Raw genomic sequence first — 15,682 nt, forward strand, 5'->3', positions numbered from 1 at the left:
CTCACCCACAGGTGAGTTACACTCCTCACTCTTTACATCCTTACTCAAATCCCCGCCGAAAAGCCAGATGGCAGTTGGGTGCTTGCCAAGTTGTGTCTGCGTTTGTCTGCTCAAGTGTCCAGATCGGGATCCCAGCCTCTTCGAGCAGAAGCATCCGGCACGGTGGAAGACTGTCGCTAACCTATGGATCCGGAATTGGCCACCCTCGCGGATAAATCAAATAGACAGTACCCCCGGAGTGTGCCAACCACAAAGACTCTAGCTGGTCGCGGCGGTAGGTGCGGCGAACTTCTTCGTTGGTCTTGGCCGCCGGATCGTGGAGGATGGGATCCCCTTGGCTATCGAACCCCACCAGCACTGCCAGATGGCCGTTGCTGCGGGGGAGCGGCGCCCCCTCCAGCTCTCCCTCACCCCAGGCATAGCTGAGGATTACTGGCACCCCTGCTGCGATCCAGGCTTCTGCCTGGGCCAGGCTCTGCAGCCGTGCCACCAGGCCGGCCAAACCTCGCTCGGCGGCATGGGCCACATTGAAGGCCCAGTTGCCGTGGCCTCGGTAAACCCGGTCGTATACCCCAGCCACCGCGGCGCGCACCAACGGCTCACAGGGGCGGGGATCCCGCTGCCAGTAGGCCATCACCATGGCCAAAGCGGTGGGGCTGCACCAAGCTGCTCCCCCGTCGGGGTACACCATCTGGGAACACAAGGGCAGATCCAAGACCTGGCCCCAGCGGCTGGGATCCCCAGGGGAGAGGTGGCTGGGCTGGGCCGGCTGGTTGGAAAAGGCAACCGCCACCTGATCCACCAGGGGAGAGGGGCCCGCCTCTTGTGTGAATAGGCGCACCCTGACCTGAAAAGCCTCTGCCCCGTTGTGGGTATCCTTGAGCACCAACAAATCCGTGTTTAGGTTGCCGTCCTCATCTGCCTGCCCGCGCACGGAGTGGCTGGCCAGGGTGGCCGGATCGGCGGCCCACACGCCGGCGTGATACCACCGGCTCCAGCGGCTCTGCAGCTTGGCGCGGATCCCCACTTCCAACCAGGTGCCGGGGGGCGTGGTGGCATTCCAGGAGACGATCGCCTCCACCAGAGGAAAGCTGGCGGGAACTTCCGGGCTGACGGCTTCTCCCACCCAATAGCTGCCGGGGGGATAAAAAGGCCGGCCCTGAAACGCCGACTCAGGTGCTTCAGAGCTGACTGCTTGCCGCCAGCCCTCTGGATCCAAGAACAATTGCCCTTGGGGGTTCAGCCGGATCCCGCGGGCTGACCAGTCCTGAAAACCTTGGGGGGCCTGCCAGCGCTGCAATCCGGTGCGATAGGTGGAGTGGGTCTGGGTTTGCATCAGCAAGAGTCCTGGAGAAATTGGAGCCGGCTGGGCCAACGCGGGCAGGAGCAGTACAGCCGCGCTGACCAGCCCAAACAGCCCTTGCCAACCGCTCTGGCCTTCTGCAACCCGCATGGTCGGCTTGCCCCCATTAAAAGCCGGACACAATGACTCTGCAAAAGGGCATTTAGTAGCGGCGCTCTCTTACCCAGAGGCCAATCAACGCTGCCTTGCCCCAGGGATCCACTTTCACTTCTGCCCGCGTGGCTTCGGGATAACGCCGAATATCCTCTTCCAGGACATCTCCCACCGCTTCGGGAATAAAAAATTCTTCGATGCCAAACTTGAGCCGCCACCCGTCAAACCGGCCTCGCAGCACTTTCTCTTCAGGCTTCACGTCTTTGGGCATGTCCCGGCTGACACCGATGGCTTGCCAAGGTTGAGTTGGATCCCCGCCGGAGGGAGCTAAGCGCAGATACAGGATCCCTGGTCTGTCCAATTCAGATGACCAACCCGGCAGTTGTTCCAGGGTGGAGCGGCGATCGACGACGTAACCCAAGGTCACGTACCGGCCCCGCAAGAGGTCATAGGGATCCAGAGGGGCCGTTTGCAAGTAGATCGTAGTTCCGGTGGCGAGGGTCAGCGCCTGCCGAGCCGGTATCAGCAGAACAATGCCCAGTTGCAGCAGCAGGGCCAGCCAAAACCGCCATTGGGGCAGGGATCCCTTCTTAAAAAGATTCGACATAGCCAGAGGGAGCGACTTCTCTCTTATGGCACAGGTTTGTCGACCTCGGACAAAAGCGGGTAGAAGTGTCCCACCGGCCCCTGCCCCGCGCCAATGGCCAAGGGATGCCGCAGCGCTTCTGTTACATAGGCTTTGGCCGCCAGCGTAGCCGCCAAGGGATCCTTGCCCCAGGCCAGTTGCGCCGCAATGGCCGCCGAGAGGGTACAACCGGTGCCGTGGGTATGGCGGGTGGGGATCCGCTCCGTTTTCAGCACTTCCAGCCGCTCGCCATCGAACCACACATCCACCCCCTGCAACTCCCCCGGCATGCCCCCACCTTTGACCAGCACCGCCCCACAGCCCAAATTGCGGATCCGCCGGGCCGCCGCCTCCATATCTGCCAGCGACTGCAGCTCCAGCCCTGCCAAAATCTGGGCCTCGTAGCGGTTGGGGGTCAGCACCTGAGCCAAGGGGATCAGCCGCTCGCAGATGGCCTGAATGGCCTCATCGGCCAATAACTTAGCTCCCGTGCGAGACACCATCACCGGATCCACCACCAGCGGCCACAACGCCCAGCGCTCCACCTGCCGGGCCACCTCCCCCACGATCTCGGCGTTGAGCAACATGCCGGTTTTGATCCCTTGCACCCCGATGTCCTGCACCACCGCCTCAATCTGGGCAGCCACTGCCTCCGGCGGCAGGGGATCCACCCGGGTAACCCCCAGGGTATTCTGGGCGGTCACGCAGGTCAGAGCGGAAGTGCCGTGTACGCGCTGGAAGGCAAAGGTACGCAGATCTGCTTGAATGCCCGCTCCGCCACCGCTGTCGGATCCAGCGATGGTGAGGGCGACAGGGGGATGCTGCTCGGCCAACATTGGAGCCGGAGTTGGTTCAGATGTGGGGACAGACATTGGCCAAACGACAAAAACTGCCGAGGGTACCGATAGTCATTTCCATCAATCGATATCGATCATCTTTTCAACGTAGCAGTGAAACTGTTGGTTCCCGGTAGTCTGAGACCGCTGAGGTATTGGGAAAACGCTTCCAGACGCCCGTCAAGAAGCCAACCATAGTCATTTCAAATATCAAATGGGTTCGTCACGTCGTTATTGCTACGCAACGCTGTCACGAACCCGCCGCTCTAACTCCCCTCTCCCTCTGGGAGAGGGGTTGGGGGTGAGGGCCTCTGGAAGAGGGGTTGGGGGTGAGGGAGTGTCTGAATCGGGTTTGAAATAGCCATAGGAGTGGGCTGTTCTAGCCTAGATCTGGAGAGCCATCCGCGGTGGTAGCCACCACCTCCACCCAAGCCCTCTCCCCCTCCACCGCCGTCAGGCTCCAGCGCAATAGGGAGGCTGGCTGCCCCAACTCCTCGGCCACTTGCTGGAGAAGGGATCCCTCCAGTTGAGAAGCAGAAACCGGCCAACTCAGGGGCAAAGACATGTGGAGAAAATGCAGCTTCACAGGCTGTCGAAAACCATCCCACAATAAACTGGCGTAGAAGCAGGCGTGGGATCCGGCACGGCTAGGAGCCAAATTGTAAACGGTAAACCTCTTCCTCTTGATCGGTCTCCACCTCCAGATCAGAGGTAGGGTAAGCTACGCACAGCAGGACAAAGCCCTGAGCCCTGAGTTCCGGCCCGATCCCCATTGCATCCACCTGCGTCACGGATCCCGACTTCAGCCGCCCTGCACAGGTGGTGCAAACTCCCGCCTGACAAGAGGAAGGTAGCTCCAGGCCGTGCTCCAGAGCCGCCTGTAAAACCGTCTGATCCGCCGCGGCGGGGAAGCGGTAGGTCTGGCCCCGGTGATGGACAGTTACTTGATAAACCATAGCCGCCATTAGGAACCCACCCGCGAAGGAGTGCGGGCCACCGTCAGCGACTGCGGCTGGCGCATTTTCTTCACCTGAGCCTCGATCCTTTTGACCCCCTCCGCCTCCAGGTCGGCGATGTAGTGACTCTTATGCGCCTCTGCCTCTCTCTCGCTGGCAAAGGGGCCGTAGTAGTAGGTGCAGTCGTCGGTGGTGATCTCGATCCAAACCGATAAGCCAAGCAGCCTATCCAACAGACTGGTTAAAGAGTTGCTCACGGGATCCATCCCCCCCTATTCACAAGTGCCAAAGATCGTTCGGGATCTTTGGCAATCATCAACTAGATTCTACTGCTTTTGTTGACGATTTGTTGAGAAATGTTTCGACCTCGGCGCGTTTGAGCTGGTGGGGGGAGCGCTGCCGGTGAATCTCATAGAGGGCGATGCCCGCTGCCACCGAAGCATTCAAACTTTCCGTGCGGCCCGCCAAGGGGATCGACAGCAGTTGATCGCAGTGGCGCTGGGTGAGCAGGCTGATCCCTTCCCCTTCCGATCCCACCACCAAGGCGATGGGACGGCGAAAATCGGCGCCGTAGACGGGGGGAGCCCCTTGGCTGGTGGTGCCGTAGACCCAAAACCCCTGCTCTTTAAGATATTCTAGAGCGCGATTCAAGTTCACCACCCGCGCCACCGGCAAGGTGGAGAGGGCTCCTGCCGCCACCTTCATCACCGTCGCGGTTACCCCTGCCGCCCGCCGTTGGGGGATCACCATCCCCTGCATACCAAACGCTTCCACGCTGCGGGCGATAGCCCCCAGGTTGTGGGGATCTTGGATCCCGTCTAGCACCACCAGCACCGGATGGGGGCCGGCCTGACGGCTTTTTTCCACCAAATCCTCTAGATCCATGTACTGATAAGGCGTGGCCTGGGCGGCGATACCCTGGTGATTGGCACCAGCCGTGAGGGCGTTCAGCCGTTGTGGAGATACCTCATCGATAACGGTGCCCCGCCCTTTGGCTGCTTCCAGCAGAGAGAAAAAGGGCGGGCTGTAGCGCAACTTTGGCAGGATCCAAACTCGGTTGAGGGTAGCTTGACTTCTCAGAGCAGCCAGTACCGTCTGGCGGCCGTAGATAATCTCTTGCTCCAACTCGGCCTGAGGCTGGGCTTCTTCCGGCAAGACCCCTGTCCCGTCAATGGGAAGGCCGGGATCCAGTTTGCCTGTCAATTGAGAATCCACCTGGCCTTGAGGCGACTGCCGTTGTGCGTTGCGGCGGGGAGCCTCTTGAGTGACAAGCTTGGGCCCCCCATCTCGGCGTTTGGGCCACTGTCCCCGCTTGCCGACGGATTGCCCTGCTCCTCGCCGTTGCAGTTTGCCCGAGCGAGATAGCCGTAGAGCAGGTTTGCGCTGAGAAGGCTTGGGCATGGGCGTGGAAGAGGTAAAGACGAAAGACTATCCTAGCCTTCCTCCTCGCCCAGGGTCTCAGCCAAAACATCGGTGAGGGCGAGGACATGGCGAAGTCGTTCGGGATTGACCAGGTAGAGATAGCCCAGAACGGTTTCCAGGCCGCTGGCGTTTTGGTAATCGGCCAGAGGCAGATGCCGGGGTGGGCGACCGCAGCCATTGCGACCCCAGCGGACGATCTCCTGCTCTTCGGGGTTGAGATGGGGCAACAGCGCCAACAACAACTTGGCCTGTGCCGAGCCGCGCACCCGCCTCACCACCTGCTGGTGATAGCGCTCCAGCCGATCCGGCGGAAACAACCGTTGCCGCCGCACATGCAGTTCATAAATGGCATCTCCCAAGTAGGCCAAGGCTGCGGGCGATAGGCGACGGATTTCGGCCAAAGATCTTTCAGCAGTGGGGTCGGACAGCAGATCGCTCACAACAGCTTACAACAACTATTCGTTGAAAAAATATCCAGAACCGCTGCTGTCGGCTCATGACAAATTCAAGACTCAATCCGGGCCGATCCAGTCCATGCTAGGGCAAGTTTCCGCCATGCTGCCAGTCTCCCTGTCGCCCTGAACCCCCGCTTCTGTAAGTGATTTGGATCACGAAGCTGGGGAAGAAAAAGCGCTGGTTATGGTCATTGCAAAGGGTATGAAACAGCCTGTCCGTTGATCTCCAGCTCCCCTCTCCCCTTGTGAGAGAGGCAAAGTGTCTTAATCGTGCTTAGAACAACCATGACAAACCAAGCGGTACCGGCAAGGGTCTGACGCTATGAGCCTTGACAAGCAAGTGACTCCCTCCCTCAAGAAGAGCCAAATCCAGGAAGCAGTGGGCGAGCTGGCCGGCGATCAACGCGAAAAGCTGGAAAGTAAAGCCGAACTGGCCGAAGCTGCTGCTCAACAGACGGCTGAAGAGTCCCTCAAAGACGTCGCAGATGAGGGGATGGACTAGAGAGGAAACCGCTTAGCCGAAATTGGGGAATAACAGATCTCCGTTGAGCAAAAGCAGATAGGCGACAATCGCCCCGCCCATCCCCCCTATCAAAAAGCCGGCCGCCAATTCGCTCCAAGACTGGGATCCCCCGTTGCGCTGCGAGGAGACAGTGCCGTAGAGAGAGAGGGCTGCCGTCAGGATTAAGATCAGGCCACAGGCTCCCAGAAAGCCGCTCAGCAGACCGATGGACTCGTTGCGCAGCGGCCCCAGCTTGGTAAAGGGGCCGACCAGCCAATAGCCGTGGGCCATGCCGATTTCCAAGCCCCGCCAAATGGAGCTCAATCCCGGTCGGTTGATGGGCAACCAGTCTATCAACAGACGGACAACAGACGCGTGGTTGATCGGCGTCCAGAGATCGCCAATCTGCGGATCTCCTTCGGGGACGGTGACGTATCCCCTATTCATATTCAACGGAGCGGGATCGGCATTGGGTTCGACCATTTCAGCAACTCTGTGTCCGGTTCAAAAGAGATGGAAAAAAGCTCAAAAAAGCAGGGATCCCGCCGGGCACGGGTCGTGGCGGGGATCCCCTGCTTCCACTCAGAACGTCAAAATGTCCGGGAAGAAGCGATTGATCTCGATAAACAGGGCAAAAACGAAGCTGGAAAACAGGATAAAGGCCACCGGAGCAGTGGTGAGAAACTTGGTGAAATCAGCCATAGACGCCTCTCAAGAGTTGAACAGATAATGAACCGATAATCGAGTTAAGGAAGGCCGGGCTGAGGTTCCTCAGCGGGGCGAGATGGGCACGGCAGCTTCTGGCTCCTGAATTTCGCCGCTGGCAATTTCCTTCAAAGCAGCCGCGGGCCAAACCAGAGCCGTGAGGAAACAGCGCAGCGCCAGCGCTACATCGATTAGGCTTTCTTTCATCTCCGGGCTCTCCTCATCTCGAACTGCAATCAGGTAGGAGCGTCCGGCCCAGCCCAACCAACCGGCAATGTAGAGGAAAAGCAGGCCGGGGATGAGAAACTCGCCCGCATGATTCAATCGACCATCTGTAACCAAGTGGGGCAGGCCCTCTTCGCCGCAGAGCAGCTTGCTGTAGCGTTCAAAGCGCTTCTCAGTTTGGGCCAGCTTTTGCTGGTAGAGAGGAGCCAGGTCAGGGCTGGCGTTGAGGATCTTCTCTTCGAGGCTGCTCAGGCGTTCGTTCATCAGGGCCTGAAAAGCGGGAACTTCGCTGCAAGGCTTCAGACCGATCAAGGGTTCTGCTTGCACAGATTGGGCAAGGCCAAGCGCGATGCAGAGGGCCAAAAGGAAACTCAAAAGGGTTCGCATAGCAGGATGTGTCCTTGAGCTAGGGGTCTAGGATCTGTCTAAATGTGCAGGAATGCTAAGTGCAGAAACAGGCACTAAACGGTTAGTATCATACTCCCGAGCGCCTCACCTCGACGGATCCCGAGTTTTAGCTCACACAATTCTTAAGGATCCTGAAGCGTTCCCACCCCTTTTCCCCCACTTGCTCTCCCATGGCCCGCGTCCTCGCCATCGAAACCAGTTGTGATGAAACGGCTGTGGCTGTGGTGGAGGCAGATGCGGCCTGGCCGGGGTTTGCCCCGCGGCAGCTCAGCTCTGTGGTGGCCAGCCAGATTGACCTTCATGCGGCCTATGGGGGCGTGGTGCCGGAGGTGGCCTCCCGCCGCCACGTGGAAACTCTGCCCTTTGTGCTGGAGTCCGCGCTGCACCAGGCCGGGCTGGGCGTGGCCGAGGTGGATGCTGTTGCCGTCACCTGTGCGCCGGGCCTGGTGGGATCCCTGCTGGTGGGGCTGATGGGGGCCAAGACCTTGGCCCTGCTCTACAACAAACCTTTGATCGGGGTGCACCATCTGGAGGGCCACCTGTTCAGCGGCTTTTTGACCGAGCCCGACTTGCGTCCCCCTTGTCTCTGCCTTTTGGTTTCAGGGGGCCACACCAGCTTGATCTGGATGAAGGACTATGGGGAGTACCAGACGATGGGCCGCACCCGTGACGATGCTGCCGGCGAAGCCTTTGACAAGGTGGCGCGGCTGTTGGGGCTGGGCTATCCGGGCGGGCCGCCGATCGACCGCTGGGCGCAACAAGGGGATCCCAACCGCTTCCCCCTGCCCGCGGGCAAGCTGGATCACCCCTACGACACCAGCTTCAGCGGCCTTAAGACGGCGGTGCTGCGCCTGGTGCAACAGTTGCAGCAGGAAGGCCGGGAACTGCCCGTGGCCGATATTGCTGCCAGCTTCCAGGCCTGCCTCACCCGCGTGCTGACCGAAAAAGCGGTGGCCTGTGCCGAGGCGCTGGGCCTCTCAACCCTGCTGGTTACAGGGGGGGTGGCCGCCAACCGGGAGCTGCGAGCTCGCCTGCTGGAAGCGGGCCGACCCAAGGGCCTGCGGGTGATCATCCCGCCTGTTGCCCTCTGTACCGACAACGCCGCCATGATCGGGGCAGCCGGCCTCTGCCACTGGCTGCGGGGAGAGATCTCACCCCTGGATCTGGGCGTAGCTTCGCGCCTGCCCCTGGAAGAGATCCCTGCCCTCTACGGCAAGGGGGGCAGAGATTACCGCGAGGTGCTAACGGGTTCTGCCGTTGCCCTCTGACGTTGCCGCACCTCGAGGTAGATGAGCAGGGCGTTGATGTCGGCGGGGTTGACGCCGCCAATGCGAGCGGCCTGGCCCACCGTCAGGGGTCGGACGGCCGCCAGTTTCTCCCGCGACTCTTTGGAGAGGGTGGGGATGGAGTGGTAGTCCAGATCGGGGGGCAGGGGGCGGTGGTACTGCTTGCTCACCTGCTCAATTTGGTTCTGCTGCCGCTGGATGTAGCCGCTGTATTTGACGGCAATTTCTGCTGCCTCCTGCTCAAAGGGATCCAGCTCCTCATTGCCCAAGCCCAGCTCCAGCAGGTCGGCGTAGTGGATCGGGTTGCGGCGCAGGATCTCGGCCAGCGTGGCGGATCCTTTGATCCCCTGGCCGGTCAATTGGCTGAGGTGGATCCCGGCGGGGTCGTGGGCCTTAACCCGCTGGGTTTCCAGGCGCTCGATCTCGGCGGCAATGCGGGCTTGCTTGGCCTGGAAAAGAGACCAGCGGCGGTCGTCGATGAGGCCCCATTCCCGCCCCAGGGGGGTGAGGCGTTGGTCGGCATTGTCGGCGCGCAGGATAAGACGGTATTCGGAGCGGCTGGTGAGCATGCGGTAGGGCTCCCGCAGCTCTTTGGTGCAGAGGTCGTCGATGAGGGTGCCGATGTAGCTGGACTCGCGCGGCAGCGTCACCAGCGGCTTGCCCTGCACCAGGCGGGCGGCATTGATCCCGGCTATGAGCCCCTGGGCTGCCGCCTCCTCGTAGCCGGTGGTGCCGTTAATTTGGCCGGCGCAGAACAGCCCCTGCACTTTTTTGGTCATTAGGGTGGGGTAGAGCTGGGTAGCCGGCAGATAGTCGTATTCCACGGCGTAGGCAGGCCGCAGCATCACGCACCGCTCCAGGCCAGGCAAGGAGCGCAACATCTGGATCTGGATTTTCTCCGGCATCCCCGTCGAGAACCCCTGGATGTAGAGCTCCGGCAGATCCCGCCCTTCCGGCTCGATGAAAATTTGATGGCTTTCCTTGTCGGCGAAACGGACGATCTTGTCTTCGATGCTGGGGCAGTAGCGGGGCCCCTTAGCCTCCACCCAACCGCCGTAGACCGGGGTCTCGTGGAGATTTTCGCGGATGATGCGATGGGTCTCCGGCGTGGTGCGGGTGAGGTAGCAGTCCATCTGCTCCTGCGGCACCCACACCTCCGGGTCGAAGCTAAACCAGCGCACGTCGGGATCCCCTGGTTGCCGCTCCATCACGGAAAAATCGACGCTGCGGCGATCCACACGGGCAGGGGTGCCGGTTTTCAGCCGGCCCGTCTCAAAGCCCAGTTGGCGCAGGGTGTCGGTCAGGCCTTCGACGGCAAATTCCCCCGCCCTACCGGCAGGTTGCCAGTGGCGGCCAATCCAGATGCGCCCCCCCAGAAAGGTGCCCGTGGTCAAGATCACCGCCCCACAGCCGAGGACACTGCCAAAGTGGGTAACCACGCCCACCACCTCATCGTTGCGCCCCAGCACCAGGTCGGTGACGGTGCCCTCGCGAAGGGTCAGGTTGGGTTGGTTTTCCACCACCGAGCGCATCACCCGCGCGTACTCGCGTTTGTCGGTTTGCGCCCGCAAGGCCCACACCGCCGGCCCCCGCGAGCGGTTGAGCACCCGCTTTTGCAAATAGGTGCGGTCGGTAACCTTGCCCATCTCGCCGCCAAGGGCGTCGATTTCGTGCACCAGTTGCGACTTGGCCGGGCCGCCCACGGCGGGGTTACAGGGCTGCCAGGCAATCTTGTCCAGGTTCAACGTCAGCATCAAGGTATTGCAGCCCAAGCGTGCTGCCGCCAAGGCCGCTTCACAGCCGGAATGCCCCCCACCCACCACGATCACGTCGTAGTGGTCGAGAAAATCCACGTTGTCTCGTCCAACTTTGAGCATCGGATTGCCCCTTGCTGGCTACCGGGATCCCCTATCCCAATTGGGTTGTTACAGCTTGTTTCTCCAGTCTAGCGATGGATAGAGGGCTATCCCCAAATCTCGGCAAGAGGAAAAGGCTCCTTGGCCAGACCCCCACCAGTTTGCCGCCCCGAGGTTGCCCAAACCGGCCAGGATCCCGCTCTCCCCAGTCGAATCTAATCCAGACTATTTTAGTCGGATTTGGTTGACGGGATAGATCGGGGGTGATAAGATGGCCCCCGACGATGGGTAAACAAGATCCAGCCCTTTCTCCTGCCTGAGGCTCCCTATGACGCAAACCCTTTCCCAACGCCCGCTCGTGCCTGCCGCTGCCCCGGCGGCTCCTGCCCTGCGCAACCCCCAGGTGGGCTTCAGCCGCTTGCGCTGCCGCGAATGTGGGGCTGAGTACGAGCCGGTGGCTAAGCACGTGTGCGACCTGTGTTTTGGCCCCCTGGAAGTGGTCTACGACTACGACTGGCTCAAGGGCGCCGTCAGCCGGCAGAGCATCCAGGCCGGGCCGCTGTCCATCTGGCGCTATCGGCCTTTTCTGCCGGTGGTTTCGGAGCGGCCCATCGATGTGGGCACCGGCATGACGCCTCTGGTGAAGGCGGAGCGGCTGGGCCGGCGGTTGGGGTTGAAAAACCTCTACATCAAAAATGACGCCGTCAACATGCCCACCCTCAGCTTTAAGGATCGGGTGGTGTCGGTGGCCCTAACCCGCGCCAAGGAGCTGGGCTTTACCACCGTTTCCTGCGCCAGCACGGGCAATCTGGCCAACTCCACCGCCGCCATTGCCGCCCACGCCGGCTTGGATTGTGTCATCTTCATCCCGGCGGACTTAGAAGCGGGTAAGGTGCTGGGATCCCTCATCTACAACCCCATCGTCATGGCGGTGGAGGGCAACTACGACCAGGTCAATCGCCTCTGCGCCGAGGTGGCCGATCGCTACGGCTGGGGCTTTGTCAACATCAACCTGCGCCCCTACTACGCAGAAGGCTCGAAAACCCTGGCTTACGAAGTGGTGGAGCAACTGGGGTGGCAACTGCCGGATCAGGTGGTGATCCCGCTGGCGTCCGGATCCCTGTACACCAAGATTTACAAAGGTTTCCAGGAGTTTGTGAAGGTGGGGCTGGTGGCGGAGAAGCCGGTTACCTTCCACGGCGCCCAGGCCCAGGGCTGTGCACCCATTGCCCAGGCCTTTCGCGAAGGACGGGATTTTGTTACTCCTGTTAAGCCCAATACCATCGCCAAGTCCATTGCCATCGGCAACCCTGCCGACGGCATCTACGCCCTGGAGATCGCCCGCAAGACCGGCGGCCAGATCGCGACGGCCACGGATCCCGAGATCATCGCTGGCATCAAGCTCCTGGCCGAGACCGAAGGCATCTTCACTGAGACCGCCGGCGGCACCACCATCGCCGTGCTCAAACACCTGGCCGAAGCCGGCCAGCTCGATCCTGAGGCGGTTACGGTTGCCTATATTACCGGCAACGGCTTGAAGACCCAGGAGGCAGTACAGGCGCAGGTGGGCCATCCGCTGCTGATCTCGCCCAAGCTGGAGAGCTTTGAACAGGCGTTGGAGCGGGCCCGTACGCTGGAGCGGCTGGACTGGCAAGAGGCCTCGGTTTGAAGCGAGGGGGATCCCCCTGGGCTCTTAACGGAGTCTTAATGAAGAACTGTTACGATCCCTGGTACAGGCCCACTTGCTCAGGAGCTTTGCACCATGCCTATCTTTCGTTCTGTCCGTCACTTTGCGCGTCGCTGCCTGCCGGTGGCGGTAGCGGTGTTGACCCCTCTTGCTTTGGCTCCCACGGCTCGGCCCCAGGGGCTGAACACCATTGCCGTTGAGCTGGAAACTTTGCCCAGCAGCTACTCGACGTTGGCGGCGGCTTTGCGGGCGGCGGGGCTGAACACGGCGTTGGCGGGGCCGGGGCCATTTACGATCTTTGCCCCTTCCAATGTAGCTTTTGGCCAACTGCCGCCGGGCACCGTAGAGACGTTGTTGCAGCCGGCCAACCGGGATCAGCTCACCCGCATCCTCACCTATCATGTGGTGCCGGGGCGGATTACCTCGTTTGACCTGCGGCCCGGCCAATCGACTACTCTGACCACCTTGGCAGGGCTGCCGCTGCGGGTGCAGGTGGGATCCGATGGCAGCATCCGGGTCAACGGGGCCAACGTGAACCTGGCGGATATTCCGGTCTCGAACGGGGTGATTCACGGCATTGACGGGGTGCTGCTACCCTAGTCTTCTAATGTTGGTCGATGGACGAAGCATTGGCTTATGGCGGTCAAGGTGTTGATTCCCACCACGCTGCGGGCACTCACCCGGGATCAGGAGGTGGTGAATTGCGAGGGATCCACAGTTCGGGAGTTGCTGGAGGCCTTGGAGCAGAGCTATCCGGGCATCAAGGCGCGGCTGTGCGACGAGAAGGGGGAATTGCGCCGCTTTGTCAATTTTTATGTCAACAGCGAAGATATTCGTTTCCTCAACGGCTCCGACACCCCTCTTCAGGATGGGGATGAGGTGAGCATCGTCCCTGCTGTTGCCGGGGGCTGAGGCCTGCCGAGCCTGCCGTGGATCCCAGGGATTGGTTAAGCCAGCCGGCGCCGCTGGTGGCGCCTGCTTTGCTGGGCATGGTGCTGGTGCGGCAATTTGCCGATGGGCTGCAGGTGCGGGCCCAGATCGTGGAAACGGAAGCCTACACCGCCGGAGATCCGGCTTGCCACGCCTATCGCCGCAAGACCCGGCGCAATCAGGTGATGTTCGGGCCGCCGGGCCATCTCTACGTCTATCGCATCTACGGCCTCTACCACTGCTTGAACATCGTCACCGACGCGGAAGGGATCCCCTCGGCAGTTTTGATCCGGGCAGCCCAGTTGGATTGCCTGCCGGAGTGGATCCCGGCCAGTAAGCGCTCGAAGCCTGCACGGGTGGCGTCAGGGCCGGGCCTGCTCTGTCAGGCGTTGCGCATCGACGGATCCCACAACGGCTGGCGGCTGGAGCGGGCGGAAGCCGGCCAGGAAGGCATTTGGCTAGAGGGATCCCCCGCTTGGGAAGCACAGTTGCCCATCGTCCAGACCACCCGCATTGGCATTACCCATGGGGCCGAGCTCCCCTGGCGCTGGTACATTAAGGATCATCCGACGGTGTCGCGCTATTAGGTCACGCTTTCATTGGCGAATCTCTTCTATCCAACCGGTTTTGCAACCACGTCTGAATATCCCGCAGGCTCTCCGGAGCAACTTCATGGCCCATCTCGTACTCGCGATAGGTGAAGTTCAGCGGCAACGGGGCGAAATAGTCCCGGATCTGGCGGCCAAAAGCAATCGGCAAAACGGCATCGGCAGTGCCATGAACCGCCAAGATGGCCAGGTGTTTCATCCGCTCCGGCTCCACCGCCTCGGCCAGGATCTCTGGAGATAGGCGCCCACTCATCGCCACCACCCCTGCCAGCTTCTCCGGCTGGGTCAGAGCCAAATACAGGCTCATGATCGCCCCCTGGCTAAACCCCAGCAAATACACCTGGCCTGGATCCAAAGCAAGATTAGAAAGATCCGGGAGCCCATCCGGCAACACCTGCTCCAGAAAGCGGCTCAGGAGCTGGAGGCTATCGCGTGCCTGCTGCGGATCCCCCACCAGCCCTTCCGGCGTCCAGGCCATTTCAAACCAGGCAAACCCGCCTACACCCCAAGCAATGGGGGCTCTCAAGCTGATCACCGCAAACCGGGGATCCAGATAGGGAGCCAACTGGAACAAGTCCCCCTCGTGGCTGCCGATCCCGTGCAGCATCACCAACACAGGTGCGGATCCCAGGCCGGCTTGGCGGGGGGGCTGAAAGCGGTAGGCGAGGGGCAAAGGGGGAGACACACAGACATCCTCCAGACGGGGAACCTACGCCCAATCCTGGGGGTGCCGCAGAACCTGGTAGAGCTTGGCTTCCCAGGTGCCCGGCTGCGGCTCGTAGCCGTATTCCCAGCGCACCAACGGCGGCAGCGACATCAGGATCGACTCGGTGCGGCCTTGGGTCTGGAGCCCGAAGATCGTGCCCCGGTCGTAGACCAGGTTAAACTCCACATAGCGCCCGCGCCGATAGAGCTGGAATTGTCGCTCCTGCTCCCCCCATTCCATTCCCTGGCGCCGCTCCACAATGGGCACATAGGCCGGCAAAAAGGCCTCACCACAGGCTTGCACCAGCTCAAAAAGGTGCTCCCAACTGCGGCATCCCACCCGCACTTGCAGCGGTGGCGGTTCAGTCGCAAGCTGGTCGGGATCCCCTTCTGCCTGACCCTCAGGACGGTAAAGGAGGCCGGGGCGCTCATCCTGATAGTCGAAGAAAATGCCGCCAACGCCGCGGGCCTCACCCCGGTGGGGCAGGAAAAAGTAGCGGTCGCACCAGATCTTGAAAGCCGGGTAGTAGGCGGGATCCAAGCGGTCACAGGCCGCCTTGATGGTGCGGTGAAAATGGGCCGCATCCTCCTCAAACAGGTAATAGGGGGTGAGATCCATGCCGCCCCCAAACCACCAAACCGGCCCCGCCTCGAAATAGCGATAGTTCAGGTGAACCGTCGGCACGTAAGGGTTACGGGGGTGCAGCACCATGGAAGTGCCGGTGGCATAGAAAGAATGCCCTGCCGCTTCTGGGCGCTGTTTCAGAATCGAGGGGGGCAGATGGGATCCGAACACCTCGGAAAAATTGACCCCCCCCTGCTCAAATACGTCTCCCTGCTGGATGACCCGCGAGCGCCCACCCCCTCCGCCAGGGCGTTCCCAACGGTCTTCGCGAAACTTGGCTTTGCCATCCAGGGCTTCCAGACGGGCACAGATGTCATCCTGTAGGCGCTGCATGAACCGGCTCACCTGTTGGCGGGCGTCCACCGGCAGCGCTGTCGGGCTTGAGGCCAGCATCA

General features: G+C 61.3%; 20 protein-coding genes. 6 read left to right on the forward strand and 14 right to left on the reverse strand.

What is annotated here, in order from left to right; all coding sequences use genetic code 11:
* Positions 1-181: 181 nt before the first annotated feature.
* From NW851_RS10820 to NW851_RS10855, 8 genes are all read right to left on the reverse strand, one after another.
* Positions 182-1,453: a peptidase C39 family protein gene (locus NW851_RS10820; RefSeq protein ID WP_414338453.1), complete on the reverse strand. Its 1,272-nt coding sequence runs from the start codon at positions 1,451-1,453 to the stop codon at positions 182-184.
* A 52-nt stretch (positions 1,454-1,505) separates the two neighbouring features.
* Positions 1,506-2,063 carry a GDYXXLXY domain-containing protein gene (locus tag NW851_RS10825; protein WP_414332972.1) on the reverse strand — a complete coding sequence of 186 codons (558 nt, stop codon included), beginning with the start codon at positions 2,061-2,063 and terminating at the stop codon, positions 1,506-1,508.
* 23 nt (positions 2,064-2,086) lie between these two features.
* Entirely contained in the window at positions 2,087-2,917 is an 831-nt protein-coding gene (thiD, locus tag NW851_RS10830) for a bifunctional hydroxymethylpyrimidine kinase/phosphomethylpyrimidine kinase (RefSeq protein WP_414338456.1), read from the reverse strand.
* A 379-nt stretch (positions 2,918-3,296) separates the two neighbouring features.
* Positions 3,297-3,575, reverse strand: coding sequence for a hypothetical protein (locus tag NW851_RS10835; protein ID WP_414338459.1), 279 nt, complete (start codon positions 3,573-3,575; stop codon positions 3,297-3,299).
* The gene (locus NW851_RS10840; protein WP_414332977.1) at positions 3,565-3,882 is read right to left on the reverse strand and encodes a 2Fe-2S iron-sulfur cluster-binding protein; all 318 of its coding nucleotides are present in this window, start codon (positions 3,880-3,882) and stop codon (positions 3,565-3,567) included. The genes NW851_RS10835 and NW851_RS10840 overlap by 11 nt, the downstream gene beginning before the upstream one ends.
* A complete protein-coding gene (locus tag NW851_RS10845; RefSeq protein ID WP_414332979.1) occupies positions 3,882-4,139 on the reverse strand; it encodes a DUF1816 domain-containing protein in 258 nt (85 codons plus the stop codon). Before NW851_RS10845 ends, NW851_RS10840 begins: the two co-directional genes overlap by 1 nt.
* Positions 4,140-4,188: 49 nt before the next feature.
* Positions 4,189-5,274 (reverse strand): 23S rRNA (guanosine(2251)-2'-O)-methyltransferase RlmB, encoded by a 1,086-nt coding sequence (gene rlmB, locus NW851_RS10850; RefSeq protein ID WP_414332981.1) that lies wholly within the window; start codon positions 5,272-5,274, stop codon positions 4,189-4,191.
* 32 nt (positions 5,275-5,306) lie between these two features.
* Positions 5,307-5,696 (reverse strand): ribonuclease III domain-containing protein, encoded by a 390-nt coding sequence (locus tag NW851_RS10855; protein ID WP_414332983.1) that lies wholly within the window; start codon positions 5,694-5,696, stop codon positions 5,307-5,309.
* Between the two features lie 376 nt (positions 5,697-6,072).
* Here NW851_RS10855 and NW851_RS10860 point away from each other — a divergent pair, with 376 nt between their 5' ends.
* Complete coding sequence (locus tag NW851_RS10860) at positions 6,073-6,252, forward strand: hypothetical protein (RefSeq protein WP_414338463.1); 180 nt, start codon at positions 6,073-6,075, stop codon at positions 6,250-6,252.
* 12 nt (positions 6,253-6,264) lie between these two features.
* Here NW851_RS10860 and NW851_RS10865 read toward each other — a convergent pair whose 3' ends face one another.
* The 3 genes from NW851_RS10865 to NW851_RS10875 all read right to left on the reverse strand — a co-directional run bounded on the left by NW851_RS10865 (position 6,265) and on the right by NW851_RS10875 (position 7,569).
* Positions 6,265-6,735, reverse strand: a complete 471-nt coding sequence (locus NW851_RS10865) for a photosystem I reaction center protein subunit XI (RefSeq protein WP_414332986.1) — start codon at positions 6,733-6,735, stop codon at positions 6,265-6,267.
* 99 nt (positions 6,736-6,834) lie between these two features.
* Positions 6,835-6,954, reverse strand: coding sequence for a photosystem I reaction center subunit IX (locus NW851_RS10870; RefSeq protein ID WP_011434365.1), 120 nt, complete (start codon positions 6,952-6,954; stop codon positions 6,835-6,837).
* Positions 6,955-7,023: 69 nt separating this feature from the next.
* Positions 7,024-7,569, reverse strand: a complete 546-nt coding sequence (locus NW851_RS10875) for a Photosystem I reaction center subunit III (RefSeq protein WP_414332988.1) — start codon at positions 7,567-7,569, stop codon at positions 7,024-7,026.
* 191 nt (positions 7,570-7,760) lie between these two features.
* On the opposite strand from NW851_RS10875, the gene tsaD reads away from it, so the two are divergent.
* Positions 7,761-8,858, forward strand: coding sequence for a tRNA (adenosine(37)-N6)-threonylcarbamoyltransferase complex transferase subunit TsaD (gene tsaD / locus NW851_RS10880; RefSeq protein ID WP_414332990.1), 1,098 nt, complete (start codon positions 7,761-7,763; stop codon positions 8,856-8,858).
* Here tsaD and mnmG read toward each other — a convergent pair.
* Positions 8,819-10,753 carry a tRNA uridine-5-carboxymethylaminomethyl(34) synthesis enzyme MnmG gene (gene mnmG, locus NW851_RS10885; protein ID WP_414338466.1) on the reverse strand — a complete coding sequence of 645 codons (1,935 nt, stop codon included), beginning with the start codon at positions 10,751-10,753 and terminating at the stop codon, positions 8,819-8,821. The two genes, tsaD and mnmG, sit on opposite strands and share 40 nt — an antisense overlap.
* Positions 10,754-11,060: 307 nt before the next feature.
* On the opposite strand from mnmG, the gene thrC reads away from it, so the two are divergent.
* From thrC to NW851_RS10905, 4 genes are all read left to right on the forward strand, one after another.
* Positions 11,061-12,401: a threonine synthase gene (gene thrC / locus NW851_RS10890; RefSeq protein ID WP_414338469.1), complete on the forward strand. Its 1,341-nt coding sequence runs from the start codon at positions 11,061-11,063 to the stop codon at positions 12,399-12,401.
* Between the two features lie 93 nt (positions 12,402-12,494).
* Positions 12,495-13,019, forward strand: coding sequence for a fasciclin domain-containing protein (locus tag NW851_RS10895; protein WP_414332996.1), 525 nt, complete (start codon positions 12,495-12,497; stop codon positions 13,017-13,019).
* 36 nt (positions 13,020-13,055) lie between these two features.
* On the forward strand, positions 13,056-13,331 hold the full coding sequence (locus tag NW851_RS10900) for a ubiquitin-like small modifier protein 1 (protein WP_414332997.1): 276 nt from the start codon (positions 13,056-13,058) through the stop codon (positions 13,329-13,331).
* Positions 13,332-13,348: 17 nt separating this feature from the next.
* On the forward strand, positions 13,349-13,936 hold the full coding sequence (locus NW851_RS10905) for a DNA-3-methyladenine glycosylase (protein ID WP_414332999.1): 588 nt from the start codon (positions 13,349-13,351) through the stop codon (positions 13,934-13,936).
* A gap of 1 nt (position 13,937) precedes the next feature.
* Here the strand turns inward: NW851_RS10905 and NW851_RS10910 are convergent, their stop codons facing one another.
* Positions 13,938-14,642: an alpha/beta hydrolase gene (locus tag NW851_RS10910; RefSeq protein WP_414333000.1), complete on the reverse strand. Its 705-nt coding sequence runs from the start codon at positions 14,640-14,642 to the stop codon at positions 13,938-13,940.
* A 24-nt stretch (positions 14,643-14,666) separates the two neighbouring features.
* On the reverse strand, positions 14,667-15,680 hold the full coding sequence (gene hemF / locus NW851_RS10915) for an oxygen-dependent coproporphyrinogen oxidase (RefSeq protein ID WP_414333037.1): 1,014 nt from the start codon (positions 15,678-15,680) through the stop codon (positions 14,667-14,669).
* Positions 15,681-15,682 lie beyond the last annotated feature (2 nt).

Source organism: Synechococcus sp. H55.7 (assembly GCF_047462395.1).
Classification (GTDB): domain Bacteria; phylum Cyanobacteriota; class Cyanobacteriia; order Thermostichales; family Thermostichaceae; genus Thermostichus.

Coding starts and splice junctions, on each gene's coding strand:
- NW851_RS10840 (WP_414332977.1), bottom strand. CDS start 3,882: ATGGCGGCTATGGTTTATCAAGTAACTGTCCATCACCGGGGCCAGACC.
- NW851_RS10845 (WP_414332979.1), bottom strand. CDS start 4,139: ATGGATCCCGTGAGCAACTCTTTAACCAGTCTGTTGGATAGGCTGCTT.
- NW851_RS10860 (WP_414338463.1), top strand. CDS start 6,073: ATGAGCCTTGACAAGCAAGTGACTCCCTCCCTCAAGAAGAGCCAAATC.
- NW851_RS10900 (WP_414332997.1), top strand. CDS start 13,056: ATGGCGGTCAAGGTGTTGATTCCCACCACGCTGCGGGCACTCACCCGG.
- thrC (WP_414338469.1), top strand. CDS start 11,061: ATGACGCAAACCCTTTCCCAACGCCCGCTCGTGCCTGCCGCTGCCCCG.
- NW851_RS10865 (WP_414332986.1), bottom strand. CDS start 6,735: ATGGTCGAACCCAATGCCGATCCCGCTCCGTTGAATATGAATAGGGGA.
- NW851_RS10895 (WP_414332996.1), top strand. CDS start 12,495: ATGCCTATCTTTCGTTCTGTCCGTCACTTTGCGCGTCGCTGCCTGCCG.
- NW851_RS10875 (WP_414332988.1), bottom strand. CDS start 7,569: ATGCGAACCCTTTTGAGTTTCCTTTTGGCCCTCTGCATCGCGCTTGGC.
- NW851_RS10870 (WP_011434365.1), bottom strand. CDS start 6,954: ATGGCTGATTTCACCAAGTTTCTCACCACTGCTCCGGTGGCCTTTATC.
- tsaD (WP_414332990.1), top strand. CDS start 7,761: ATGGCCCGCGTCCTCGCCATCGAAACCAGTTGTGATGAAACGGCTGTG.
- mnmG (WP_414338466.1), bottom strand. CDS start 10,753: ATGCTCAAAGTTGGACGAGACAACGTGGATTTTCTCGACCACTACGAC.
- NW851_RS10820 (WP_414338453.1), bottom strand. CDS start 1,453: ATGCGGGTTGCAGAAGGCCAGAGCGGTTGGCAAGGGCTGTTTGGGCTG.
- rlmB (WP_414332981.1), bottom strand. CDS start 5,274: ATGCCCAAGCCTTCTCAGCGCAAACCTGCTCTACGGCTATCTCGCTCG.
- hemF (WP_414333037.1), bottom strand. CDS start 15,680: ATGCTGGCCTCAAGCCCGACAGCGCTGCCGGTGGACGCCCGCCAACAG.
- NW851_RS10825 (WP_414332972.1), bottom strand. CDS start 2,063: ATGTCGAATCTTTTTAAGAAGGGATCCCTGCCCCAATGGCGGTTTTGG.
- thiD (WP_414338456.1), bottom strand. CDS start 2,917: ATGTTGGCCGAGCAGCATCCCCCTGTCGCCCTCACCATCGCTGGATCC.